The sequence below is a fragment of the Alicyclobacillus acidiphilus NBRC 100859 genome (genome assembly GCF_001544355.1).
Classification (GTDB): domain Bacteria; phylum Bacillota; class Bacilli; order Alicyclobacillales; family Alicyclobacillaceae; genus Alicyclobacillus; species Alicyclobacillus acidiphilus.
On the sequence record NZ_BCQI01000018.1, the window covers coordinates 47,545 to 59,816 of the forward strand.

The following is a 12,272-nucleotide window of genomic DNA, read 5'->3' on the forward strand; positions in this document are numbered from 1 at the left end:
TGCTGACGCCGCCGCCCCGCGGAGCGCCCCGCCCGATCGCGCCAGTCCGCCGCCCCGTTTGGTTTTTTGCGGTGGTCCGGCGTTTCAAGGCGATACAAAGTTGGCCGGACTTCATCGGGACGACCATGTGTCGCCGAGTTGGCTGTAATAGTAGCATAGGGTGCGCAGCCCTCGGTCGAAGTTGTCGAGGGAAAAGCGTTCGTTTGGCGCATGGAACCGATCCTCGTTCAACCCAAAGCCCATCAGGACCACCGGTACCTTCAGCAGTTGCGAGAACGTTTCGACCACCGGGATCGATCCGCCCATCCGCGTGAACACAGCCTTGTTTGGATATGCGTACGCGTACGCCTCAGCGGCAAGTTGAATGGCTGGGTGATCATACGGAGCCAAGTACGGTTTGCCGCCGTGTCCCTTGTGGAAGATGGCGACGGCGCCTTTTGGCTGGTGCTTTTTCACATGTTCGGCGATCCGCTCCAGCACATGGTCGGATTTCTGGTTTGGAACCAAGCGGCATGTGATTTTGGCCGTAGCCACGCTGGGGATGACGGTCTTTGTGCCTTCTCCTTGAAAACCTCCGGAAATGCCGTTGATCTCGAGTGTGGGACGGACCCACACACGTTCCAGCGTCGAATAGCCCGGTTCGCCATGCAGAGCGGTCAGCCCGAGCGACTTCCTGTACGCTTCGTCATCGTGGCCCAGCGTCGCGTAGCCCGCTCGCTCTTCTGCCGACGGTTCGAGGACGTCGTCGTAAAAGCCGTCGACCGTGACGCGGCCGTCGGGATCGTGAAAGGTGCTGAGCAATTCGACCAAAGCATGGACGGCATTCGGCACGGCGCCGCCGTAGAGGCCGGAGTGGAGGTCTGACGAAGCGGTTCTGAGCTCGACTTCGCCCGCCGCCAGTCCGCGCAAACCGTACACGATGGCGGGCAGGTCCGGGCGGATCATCGTCGTGTCGGAAATGAGCACCATGTCGGCCGCAAAGATGTCGCGGTGCTCGTCCAGGAAGGCGTCCAGGTGTTTCGATCCGACTTCTTCCTCGCCCTCGATGCAAAACTTGACGTTGACCGGCAGCGTTCCTCGCACCGCTAGCAGTGCTTCGAGCGCTTTGATGTGCAGAAATGTGGGCCCCTTATCGTCGCTGGCCCCGCGAGCGTACAGATGGTTGTCGCGGACGGTCGGCTCAAACGGCGGCGACTCCCAAAGCTCAATCGGATCGACCGGCTGAACATCGTAGTGGCCGTAGACCAGCACGGTCGGCGCGTTTGGCCTGTGCAGCCAATCGGCGTACACGACGGGATGGCCAGGTGTGTCCATGATGGCGGCGTGATGGAACCCGGCCCTGCTCAAGCTGTCCCGGATCCACTCGGCCGCCCGGCGGACGTCGCCGCGATGTTCGCTGAGCGCGCTGATGGACGGGATCGACAACAGTTGCTTGAGTTCTTGCAACTGGCGATCCCGCTCTTTGACCAAGTAATCTTCAATGTCTTGCACTTGGCATACTCCTCTCTTGGCTTGTCGAACAGTGAACGCTTCTCTTCGCAAACGAGCATACCGTAAAAGCGCGGGACAGGGAAATGGAAGGGCCAAAGCCAAGTTAACAAGTCGGCATGCAGAGTTTTTTGCTGACAGCGAACGATGTATACTCATAAAGAATGTCGGCGGCGCCATGGAGCAGGAGGAGATACAGGGATGGACACCCAGGAAATTGCCACGCATTTAGTGCGCAATAGTTATCGCATGTTCAAGGGTCGCACCTGTCATCCAGAACCGGATGCGATTCGGCAAATAGTCCTCTTGGTTAGAGCATCCTTGTTGCCCAACTATTTCGAGGTTCAGGCTCAAAGTTCATTGACTGCGACGATAGAGCAATTGCGCAAAGTGCTGACAGAACAAATTCATCGCGCCACATATCAAGAGTGTATGGGAAAGGGCGGCACCGCGGAGACGCACGACGCCGCACGCAACACGGCAGACAAATTCATCGAGCAATTGCCGCTGCTGCAAGACCTGTTTTATGAAGACGTGATTGAAACATTGAACGGTGATCCTGCGGCCACAGGCAGCGACGAGATCATCTTGACGTATCCTGGCGTATTGGCGCTTGGTATTTATCGCATGGCCCATCTTCTCTATGGTTTGAACGTCCCGTTGCTGCCGCGCATGATGACGGAATATGGCCATCGCCTCACGGGTATCGATTTGCATCCGGGCGCGACGATTGGGCGTGGCATCATGATCGATCACGGCACGGGCATCGTCGTCGGGGAGACGGCGGTCGTCGGGAACCACGTGAAATTTTACCAGGGCGTTACGCTCGGCGCGCTGTATTTTCCCAAAGACGAGGCTGGGGAACTGATCCGCCAGGTCAAGCGCCATCCGACCGTCGAGGATTACGTGGTTTTGTACGCCAATTCGACGGTTCTGGGCGGAGACACCGTCATCGGTCATCATAGTGTGATTGGATCGAACGCGTGGGTCACTGAGTCCGTTTCGCCGTACAGCAAGGTCGTGTACGAGACCGAGAGCATTGTCCGGCCGCGCGGGATTCAACACTCCTGACAAGCGTCTTGGAACTGACGATAGATTTGGACAGATTGAGAAATCTTTGGCTGGGGCATGGAAAAATTTCCGCATCTGTGTTAACGTTGTGGTAACCCTTTACCCCTGATTGGGCCACCTGCAAAGGTGTCCCTCTTTTTTTGTCTTCATGCATATCGATGCGAGGTGACCACGGCATGACGGACCATTATGTCTATGTCGTCGAGTGTTCGGATGGTACGCTTTATACAGGGTATGCACGAGACGTAGCACGGAGAATTGCGGCGCACAACGCTGGAAAAGGCGCCAAGTACACACGCGGAAGGACGCCTGTCCGCTTGGTCCACGTGGAAACGTTTGAGGAAAAATCAGACGCGCTCCGCCGCGAGCGGTCATTGAAGCGGCTATCGCGCCCGGAAAAGCTGAAGCTCGTGCATTCGCATACCATATCCCTTGAATCATCTCCAAAAATTCTATAGACGATACGCACGAAATGAAGTATTCTGATTCCCATGGCAGTCCACCAGTGGAGGATCGTATGGGAATTCTTCTGCTTCGCACCAAATACGGCTTTCTTGTATCGTCGCAATTCCTTTCGCAAATTGGCGACGCGTTTTTGCGCACGGCCCTACTCGTTCTCGTGGCCAAGCACTTTGGGACGAGTCCAGTGGGCATCAGCTTAATCCTAGTCGCCGATTTGCTTCCCTCTATCGTGTTGGGCCCGTTTGCCGGCGTGATCGCGGATCGATACAACCGCAAACACATCATGCTCGCGGCCGACTTGCTCCGGGCTCTCGTCGTTCTCGGACTTCTTGCAACGCTCGGTCTTCATTCGTTTTTTCTCACATTCGCCCTGGTTTTGATTCTTGGCTTTGTCACTTCGTTCTACGGTCCGGCCAAAAGCGCGGCGATTCCGGCGATCGTCGGCGATGATCACATCGGCGATGCCATTGGTCTCTCCCAGTCCGTGTCCGCACTGACACAGATTGTCGGCATGGCCTTGGGCGGTGTGTCCGCCGGCTTATTTGGCATCGGTCACTCGTTTTTGATGGACATGGTCTCGTTTCTGCTCTCCGCGGCTCTCACGCTGCCTCTGCCGAGCCTGGCCGCTCCGGCTAGCGAGGGTGAAGCAGGGGGGATGTTCAATTTCGGCTTCGCAGGCGGCTTTGACGCGATTCGCGAAGCCCCGATCCTTCGCTTCCTGCTCATCATGCTTCTCCCTGTCACGTTTGTGCTCGGCATATTCAACACGGCACAGTCGTCCGTGCTCTTGCAGTCGTTGCACCTCTCATCGTCCATGTATGGTTACAACGAGGCCTGTTTCGGCGTTGGCTCGATTGTCGGCGCCACGTTGGGATCGCGATTGCTCAAGCGAATTCGGGCCGGTTCGCTGCTGAACGGCGCCATCGGGGTGCTCGGTCTCTCGTTTGTCGGCGTTGTCGGTGTCGTCTGGGCGCGCGATCACGCCTCCTTTCTGACATCGATGGCAAGTGCGTTCGCATGGTCCGCCTTGCTGGGCGTGATTGTTCCCATCATCAACGTCCCCGTCAATACGCTTTTTCTGCGTGCCACGCCAGCGCAGGTTCGCGGCAGGTGCGCGGCCCTTCTGCAAGGCAGCGTCAACCTGTGCACGTTGATTGGACTCTTGATGGCCGGTGTGCTGGGTTCCGCAGTCGGCAGTGTCGCCATGACCTGGGGAAGCGGCGTGCTGCTCGTCCTGATCGTGTTGTGCATCCCGTTTGCCAAAGGCTTCAAGTCGCTCCAAATGGACGTCAAACAGCCCAGCCCTGGTGACCATCGCAGCGAGGTTCGCGAGCCAGTTTCCCTCATCTCGCCAGCGACGTTGGCGGCGCCGGCGCCAGTATCCGCCGTGATCGAGGACATGCATACCCTGTCGCTGCTGAACGAGCCAGAGGGGTTGGCTGTCATGGCCGCACTTGAATCGGGGCCAAAGGCCATCGACGAGCTTCACGTGGACCTCGTGAACGTCGGGATCGCGGTGTCGCGGGATACGCTCGACACCTTGCTGAACCGCATGGCCGACTCACACCTGCTGACGCGGTTGGATCTCGACGGCATCCCGCAGTATCGCGCTGCAGGAGAGTACAATGTGCCTGTCGCAGTGCTGCGCTCCAATCCTGCTTACGCAGAACAAGCGCTCTTGCGCTACGTCGACGAAGCTCGACGACGGCTGCTCGACGACATATACGGTCAAAGCGGGCTACCGGGCCCAGGCAAGGTGCGCATGAGCCTCGACATGAAACTCCTGAGTGAAGAAGAGTGGCTGCGCCACAGCCTGAGGGGTGAATCGGCTGGATCCGCGGCGGATGATGACGGAGAAAACGGCGGATCGGGAACGGCGAGCGATGCCGCGCAGGATCCGGATGGAAAGCACCTGTATGTTGAAGTGAGGATGAGCTACCGGCTGAGGTAAGTCGTTCGACTCATTGCGTACCAGGGAAGTGGCCAGGGCTGCGGGCGGGAAGCGGAGGGGGCGACGCTCGGCCCCCGCCTCTGTTACGGCCCTGAGCGCAGGCCGGGTCGTCTCTCGCCCCTCCGGCCCACGTTTCAAGTCACTTCCCGACGGACAGCGTCAACCGCTTGCCGTTTACGTCCCAGTCTTTCGTGAGATCGGCGTCGGCCAGCGGGGCATCTGCGAATTCGCGAATCAGCACGGTTCCTGCGATCCTATCCGCGTTGCGCCGCAGGATGTCCAAGACGTCCTCGTCGCCGGCGGCGTAAAACCGCACGTGGTGGGTCACGCCATAGTCGACTTCCTTGCGCATCATCTGCATCTTCGAAATGATCTCGCGAACGAAGCCCTCTTCCACGAGTTCGGGCGTGAGCGTGGTCTCCAAACCGACAAAGCCGCGCGCGTCTGCCGAGATGAGCCCTTCAAAGCGCGCCGTGTAGCGGATTTCGCCGTGCTCGCTGGTCAGTGTCTCGCCTTCGATCACGACGCTGCCATCGCGCCGGAACGCCTCAATCGTCGCGGCGTCCGCAGCCTTTGCGGCTTGGTTCAGCTGCTGCGTCTTCTTGCCGAAGCTTTTGCCGACGGCGGCGAGATTCAAGTAGATCTCGGGCCGTGCGACATCGTCGAGTTCCGCGAACACGATTTCCTTCACGTTCAACTCGTCTTGCAGAATGTCCGCAAATTTCTCGAGTACCGGCGCGTCCGCTTTGGGTACGTACAATTTCGACAAGGGCTGGCGCGTCTTGATCTTGCTCTCGTTGCGCAAGTGGCGCCCGCCTTCGACGACGCGAAGGACGGTGGCCATCTCGCGAATCAGCGACTCGTCAACCAGGCTCGGATCGGCGACGGGGAAGTCGCACAGGTGCACGCTCTCTGGCACATCTGTCCGAGCGCCGTTGAGGCGCACGATATTTTGGTACATGTCTTCCGAAAGGAAGGGCGTGATCGGCGCGGCGAGCAGGGCGACGGTGGAAAGCGCCTCATACAAGGTCAGGTAGGCCGCCACCTTGTCGTCCTCCATGCCGCCAGCCCAAAACCTGTCGCGGTTGCGGCGAACGTACCACGTCGAGAGATCGTCGACGAACGCTTGCAGCGTGCGCGCGGCCGAAGTCGCATCATATTTCTCGAAGGCCGCGTCGACGCTCTGGATGGTCTGGTGCAGCCGCGCTATCAGCCACCGATCCATCAGCGGCCGATCCGCCGCCGGAATGGGCTTCGCCGTCGCCGGATCGAACCCGTCAATCTCCGCGTACAAGGCGTAAAACTGGTGGATGTTTTGCAACAGATCGATGAACTTGCCTTTGCTCTCGGCGACCGCCTTGTGATAGAACAACTGCGAATTCCACGGCTGCGTGTTCGAGACGAAGTAGTAGCGCAGGGCGTCGGCGCCGTGCATGTCGAAGGCTTCGAACGGATCGATCACGTTGCCCTTGGACTTCGACATCTTCTTGCCCTTCTCGTCGAGCACGTGGCCAAGCACGAGGACGTTCTTGTACGGGGCTTTCCCGGTCACGGCCGTCGAGATCGCGAGAAGCGAGTAGAACCAGCCGCGCGTTTGATCGATGGCTTCACAGATGAAATCGGCCGGGTACAGTTCATGGAACCGTTCCTGGTTCTCAAACGGGTAGTGCAACTGCGCAAATGGCATGGAACCCGAGTCGAACCAGACGTCGATGACTTCCGGCACCCGCTCCATCGTGCCGCCGCAGCCGCACGCCCACGTCAGTTCGTCGATGTACGGCTTGTGCAGCTCCTTCGGCAATCGGCCCGCTTTCGCCTGCAGCTCCGCTTTCGAGCCGATGCACTCCAGCTTGCCGCAGTCGGCGCACCGCCAAATGGGCAAGGGCGTTCCCCAATAGCGGCTGCGGGAGAGGTTCCAGTCGATCACGTTCTCCAAAAAGTTTCCCATTCGGCCGTCGCGTACGTGTTCCGGGATCCAGTTGACCGTCTTGGCGTTGGCGATCAGCTGATCCCGAACTTCCGTCGTGCGGATGAACCACGAGTCGATGGCGTAGTAAATCAGCGGCGTATCGCAGCGCCAGCAGTGCGGGTACGAGTGCTCGTGTTTGTGTTTGTCGTAAAGCAAGCCGCGATGGGCGAGCGATTTGACGAGATCGACATTCAGTTCCTCGTCCTTCACGAAGCGGCCTTCGTAATCTTTGACGTCGGACGTGTAACAGCCTGTGTAATCGACGAAGTTGATAAACACGATACCCGCGGCGCGGCAGGCCTTGTAGTCGTCTTCGCCGTGCGCCGGGGCCATGTGGACGATGCCTGTGCCGCTTTCGGCCGTCACGTGGCTGGACGAGATGACGATGTGCTTCTTGCCCTCCACGGTGACGTACGGGAAGACGGGTTCGTACGCGGTGCCGGCCAGACTGGCACCGCTCTTCTTCTCGATCACGCTGTCGCCTTCCGCCATGAAGTGATCTTTCAGATCTTCGGCGACCCACACGTTCTCGTTGTGCTCGACTTTGTGGATGAGCACGTAGGTCAAGTCGCTGTGGACAGCCAAGGCGACGTTGCTCGGCAGGGTCCAGGGCGTCGTCGTCCAAGCCAGGATGTAGGTTGGCCGGCCATCGACGTCGCCGTCTTTCACGCGAAACTTCGCGGTCACCGACAGATCCTTGACGTCGGCGTAGCCCTGCGCCACCTCGTGGCTGGACAGCGTCGTTTCGCAGTGCGGGCAGTACGGACTCACGCGATGCCCTTGCTCCAACAGGCCTTTGTTGAAAATCGTCTGCAGCAAGTTCCAAACGGATTCGATATAGTCGTCCGTCAGGGTCATGTATGGATGGTCGAGATCCGTCCAATAGCCGAGCCGCTCGGTCAATTCGCGCCAAGTTTGCTCGTACGTGAACACGCTGTCGCGGCACGCCTGGATGAACTTTTCGACGCCAAACTCCTGAATTTGCTTCTTCCCGCTGATGCCGTATTTTTTCTCAATCTCGATTTCGACAGGCAGCCCGTGCGTATCCCAACCGGCCTTTCGCATGACGTGATAACCCTTCATCGTGCGATAGCGAGGGTACAGGTCCTTGAACACGCGCGTCAACACGTGCCCAGGGTGCGGCCGGCCGTTTGCCGTCGGCGGCCCTTCGTAAAACACCCACTCTGGTCGACCTTGGCGATTGGTATCGCTCTTGTGGAAGACGTCGTGCTGTTCCCAGAAGGACAGCACACGACTCTCTCTTGCCTTCGGCGCTTCTTTTGCATCCACTTTCCGCAGTGCCATGATTGCTTCCGCTCCTTTTGTCTCTTCGGGCTCACATAAAAAACGCCCGTCCCTGTGAAGGGACGAGCGTGTGCTCGCTGTACCACCCAACTTAGCGACGCCGCCCCAAATGACAAGGACTCGCCGCTCCATCAGCCGAACGACAGCCGCGCTTCGCCGAGATCGCCTTTCCGGTTCTTCTCTCCGGTTTTCGGCCAGACTTGCGGCCTAACGGACCATCTGTTCGCCCTCGATAACGGGAGGAACCCGAAACTGCCTACTAAGCCCAAACCCATCGTTCAGCAGTTGCCTCCGAGGTGATCTTCGCCGACCGAGCGATGCGCGGGCTTTCACCGTTCCCCGCTCGCTAACGCATCCTCTTGCCGCTACTCGTCCTCTTCACAGGCCGTACATGTGTCGCTTTGTCAAACATAGTATACCGAAGTCGTTTCGATGTGCAACTGATGCGGGCACACGAACTGGTCGCGAATTGGACATGAAGTGGATGCGAACTGGCAGCGCGTTCCATCGGAACATCGCTCGGAAATTGGGCGGTGACGCGCGCCCGTCCATACTTGTACAATGGGAAGAGACTTGTTGTACCATCCGGAATGATCACGGAACGACGAACACGCAGGAATGCGGAAATGGTGGAGATAGCGATGTTGACCATCACGACAGAAGCCAGGCGCGAGCTGATTCGGTTTGCCAAAGAGGAGTTGTACGAAGGCGAGTTCATTCGAATCGCCCGAGCCTACCAGTGCGGCGGCCCGCGGTTTCAATTGACGGTCGACGACGTGCGAACGCAGATGGACGTCGCGATTTCGCTGGACGGCGAGGTCCTCGAGGCCGACCGCGGGCTCGATCACGACGTGGCCATCGTGATCGACAAGACGTGCCTTGGTTTGTTGGCCAATGCGCGGATTGACTATGTGCAATCCGGCTTCGTATTTGAGGAGTCGGTAGGGGCGGTGTGCTGATTGGGGTGGCGGCTCGACGAGGACGCGCAAGCGATTCAAGGCAGGGATGCGGTGGTGCCACTCCTGCCGAAAGAGTTTCGTTTGTTGGCCTTTCTGTGCAGCCATCCCAATCAGGCGTTCAGGCGCGAGCAATTGCTCGACGCTGTCTGGCCAGGGGAGACACCTGTGGATCGGACGGTTGACGATCACGTCTATCGCCTTCGCCGCAAACTTTCGATGGCAGGCGCTGATGCGAGCGCGCTGCAAACGGTACGTGGGCACGGTTACAGGCTCGCTCTGCCGAGCGTGGCGCCGAACGGCCAAGTGGTGCGCGGAGATTTTGCCAGGTCTGCGCAGATCGCGCTGGACCTGTCGTTCCAAGCGTCGCTTTCCACGGACAATCCCCTTTTGGCTGATCCGATGTACCGGGATCAGGTGCGGCAGATGTTCTACCAGTACGTCCTGTTCGGCCACGGCGTCGGGATCGACATCCTGCGCGAGAATCCCGCAATCTTCGGGATCCAGCGCGACACCGAACTGCGGCTCGGCGCGTGGGACAAGTGCGGGGACATGCGCGCTATCCTGGCCGATTCCGACGCCACCTTCACGGAAAAGTCCTTCTGGCTGCTCTCGTACTATCACCATATCGGCAACGACGAAGCGAAGGCCTGGGCATTTTGGAGGCGGGCAATCGAGTCGTATATGCTGCCGGCCCATCACCATCTTGAGGCAATTTGCTTCGCCTTGCCAGACTGTTACTTGCGCCTCGGCAGACTGGACCTGGCGCGACAAGCCATCTCCGATACGTTGGCCACATCCCTCGCCATGGATTATGCCGGATATATTCCGCTCGCGAAGCTTCAGGCTGTCGAACTGGAACTCCATGCCCGCGATTTCGCCGAAGCAAAGCGTAAGTTGGTTATCGCCAAAGAGCAGCTGACCATCACACCGTGGCAGCGCGAACTCGCGAACGCCAGCATCCTCGAGGGATTGCTCCACGCCGCACGCGGTGATGGCAGGGCGGCGGACGCTCTCCTGCGGCGCGGCATCCAACTCTTGTGGGACAGCGGGATTGTGTCCCACGTCATCATTCGCTTGCGGGACATCCTCTTTTTCTTGACTCGTGTACTCGATCTCCCCGAACTCCGCCGGCCGTTCTCCGCGATGTGGGCCGATCTCTCCAACGAGCGCGACTTTCCAGGTCTCGCAAAGGAACTCGAACACCTGTTGGATCGGCATCTCCCGCCATTGCGGGAGGATTCGATCTCGGCGGAACGGTATCCAGGCGTGATCGTGCCAGTCTCCTCTGATATTCCTCTGACAATTCCCAAGTAGAGTATGGGAAAACGATCACGTCGGAGGCTCACCCATGACTGTCCTCAAGAACCGCGCGCTCGCCATTCTCTTTGGCGGGCAATTGATTTCCACCATCGGCGACAATCTCTACGGTATCGCGCTTCTGTGGTACGTTCTCCAACTGACTCACTCGAAGAGTGCGCTCGCCGTCACAGGCTTTGCCACCTCGTTGCCGCCGATACTTGGCGTGTTCGTCGGCGTATGGGTTGATCGGTGGCGGAAAAAGCGCACGATGCTTGTGTCCGATTTGCTCCGCACCGCCATGCTCACTGCACTGTTCGTGCTCACCGAATTCGCACATCCGGTGTTTTGGTGGGTCGTCGCGATTGTGGTCATGGTCGAAATCGCGGGAACGTTCTTCTCGCCAGCCTTCGCCTCGCTGTGGCCGCGCCTCGTCAAACAGGAGCAGTACACATCCGCTTCGGGACTCAGCCAGTCCATCACAGCCTTCGCATCCCTCGGCGGCACCCTGGGCGGCGGCACGCTGATGGCCTTGATGTCTGCCCCTGTCATCTTCCTCGCCAATGCGATATCCTTCGCGATCTCCGTGGTCAGCCTGATCTTCGTGCGGATCGACGAGCGCGCCCAGCCGAGCGCCAGCATGCAGGTTGACGGGGCGCTGGTTGACAGCGGGCAGCCCGGCGGCGGGCAGGTGGACGGGTCCCGCGAAAGTTCGGTGCCGGACAGGTCGCGGGAGGAAGGACAGTCCCGTCGCGACTGTGCAGTCACGGCTCTAGCGGCGGAGTGGAAAGCCGGCATGTCGGTGATTCTAAAGTCCCGATATCTTCTCCAATCTGCCGCAACGGCGTGCTTCAACAACATGTCCCTTGCCGGTTTTACCGTCGTTTACACCGCATGGGTAAACGACGTTTTGCACCGGAATTCGCTGTTTTTCGGAATCTCCATGGCCGCGTTGTTGGTGGGCGTGATGGTCGGCGGCGTCACCGCCTCGACTGTCGCAAGGCGAATTGGCTATCGTACGCTCGAGTCACTGACTCTGATTGGCCTCGGTGTCGGCGTCTCTTTGACAGGCGCATGGGCGAACGTTTGGTGGGACATGGCGATGTTGCTTCTCGCTGGCCTGATGTTGGGACTCGTCGACGGAGCCGGAGGTGGTGTCAGTATCTTGCTGGTGCCCGAGGAGGCGCGCGGCCGGGTATTCTCGACACTCGGAACGATCTCGCGCTTGGCAACGCCGATTGGCATCGCCGCATTGGGCAGCCTGATGGTCTACGAGCCGCTGTGGATGGTTTTGATGTTGACCGGGATCGGCCCCTGTTTAGGCGGGATCAGCTTTCTCATGCCATATTCACGCGCGATGTGGAACGAGGTGGCGCTTAAGATGAAACGGTAAGCCGAGGCGGGCCGCCGGGCCCTCGGGCCGGATAAGGGACAAAAGTACCGCTACGGCGGCGGGATCGGGAAGGCAGGCGGGCCGCCGGAGCCGCCGGCCGGATAAGGGACAAAAGTACCGCTACGGCGGCGGGATCGGGAAGGCAGGCGGGCCGCCGGAGCCGCATAAGGGACAAAAGTACCGCTGCGGCAGCGGGATCGGGCGTGCAGGTGAGGCGCCGGGTCCGGATAAGGGACAAAAGTACCGCTACGGCGGCGGGATCGGGAAGGCAGGCGGGCCGCCGGAGCCGGATAAGGGACAAAAGTACCGCTACGGCGGCGGGATCGGGAAGGCGGGCGGGCCGCCGGAGTCGGATAAGGGACAAAAGTACCGCTACGG

General features: G+C 59.5%; 8 protein-coding genes. 6 read left to right on the forward strand and 2 right to left on the reverse strand.

Translation table 11 applies throughout. From position 1 onward, the window contains the following. Nucleotides 1-111: 111 nt before the first annotated feature. Entirely contained in the window at nt 112-1,491 is a 1,380-nt protein-coding gene (locus AAC01S_RS09180; RefSeq protein WP_067621398.1) for a dipeptidase, read from the reverse strand. A gap of 198 nt (nt 1,492-1,689) precedes the next feature. On the opposite strand from AAC01S_RS09180, the gene AAC01S_RS09185 reads away from it, so the two are divergent. From AAC01S_RS09185 to AAC01S_RS09195, 3 genes are all read left to right on the forward strand, one after another. After that, complete coding sequence (locus AAC01S_RS09185; protein WP_067621399.1) at nt 1,690-2,559, forward strand: serine O-acetyltransferase; 870 nt, start codon at nt 1,690-1,692, stop codon at nt 2,557-2,559. Nucleotides 2,560-2,735: 176 nt separating this feature from the next. Continuing rightward, a complete protein-coding gene (locus AAC01S_RS09190; RefSeq protein ID WP_067621400.1) occupies nt 2,736-3,017 on the forward strand; it encodes a GIY-YIG nuclease family protein in 282 nt (93 codons plus the stop codon). 59 nt (nt 3,018-3,076) lie between these two features. After that, entirely contained in the window at nt 3,077-4,972 is a 1,896-nt protein-coding gene (locus AAC01S_RS09195; protein ID WP_067621401.1) for an MFS transporter, read from the forward strand. Between the two features lie 139 nt (nt 4,973-5,111). Here the strand turns inward: AAC01S_RS09195 and ileS are convergent, their stop codons facing one another. After that, nucleotides 5,112-8,246: an isoleucine--tRNA ligase gene (gene ileS, locus AAC01S_RS09200; protein WP_067621402.1), complete on the reverse strand. Its 3,135-nt coding sequence runs from the start codon at nt 8,244-8,246 to the stop codon at nt 5,112-5,114. Between the two features lie 641 nt (nt 8,247-8,887). Here ileS and AAC01S_RS09205 point away from each other — a divergent pair. From AAC01S_RS09205 to AAC01S_RS09215, 3 genes are read left to right on the forward strand one after another with little or no spacing between them, the layout of a single operon-like run. Next, the gene (locus tag AAC01S_RS09205) at nt 8,888-9,205 is read left to right on the forward strand and encodes an iron-sulfur cluster assembly accessory protein (RefSeq protein ID WP_067621403.1); all 318 of its coding nucleotides are present in this window, start codon (nt 8,888-8,890) and stop codon (nt 9,203-9,205) included. Then, the gene (locus AAC01S_RS09210; RefSeq protein ID WP_067621404.1) at nt 9,206-10,519 is read left to right on the forward strand and encodes a winged helix-turn-helix domain-containing protein; all 1,314 of its coding nucleotides are present in this window, start codon (nt 9,206-9,208) and stop codon (nt 10,517-10,519) included. It abuts the gene before it with no gap. A 34-nt stretch (nt 10,520-10,553) separates the two neighbouring features. After that, entirely contained in the window at nt 10,554-11,894 is a 1,341-nt protein-coding gene (locus tag AAC01S_RS09215) for an MFS transporter (RefSeq protein ID WP_067621405.1), read from the forward strand. The last annotated feature ends 378 nt before the right edge of the window (nt 11,895-12,272 follow it).